Origin of the sequence: Dechloromonas hortensis, assembly GCF_009469765.1 — a bacterium.
Lineage (GTDB): Bacteria > Pseudomonadota > Gammaproteobacteria > Burkholderiales > Rhodocyclaceae > Azonexus > Azonexus hortensis.
The window spans coordinates 1-418 of record NZ_SSSQ01000047.1 but is presented as its reverse complement, the minus strand read 5'-3'; the positions used below and the strand labels follow the sequence as shown (position 1 = coordinate 418).

General features: G+C 57.7%; 1 other RNA gene. It reads left to right on the top strand.

The features are described 5' to 3' along the window. Positions 1 to 407, top strand: an RNA gene (gene rnpB / locus GH663_RS20905) — RNase P RNA component class A. Positions 408 to 418 lie beyond the last annotated feature (11 nt).

The window sequence follows — 418 nt, the reverse complement described above, 5'->3', positions numbered from 1 at the left end:
AAGTTTGACAGACAATCGCCGGCGGCTTAGCCGCGGGAGGAAAGTCCGGGCTCCACAAGGCAGGGTGCTGGATAACGTCCAGTCGGCGCGAGCCGAAGGATAGTGCCACAGAAATGGACCGCCGATGGCCGCTTTAGGGCGGCACAGGCAAGGATGGAACCGAGGTGTAAGAGACCCCGAGGAACGCTGGTGACTTCGTTCCTGGTAAACCCCATCTGGAGCAAGACCTAATGAGACACAGCGCTTCCTTTACCGGAAGGGCAGCCTTCGCCTGAGGCGTGTCTAGGTTGGTCGCTGGAGCCGTGCAGTAATGTACGGCCTAGATAGATGATTGTCGCTTATGGTGGGAGGGTAGTTCCCGTATGAACCACGACGAGCACAGAACCCGGCTTACGGCAAACTTTCCTAACTGACAACC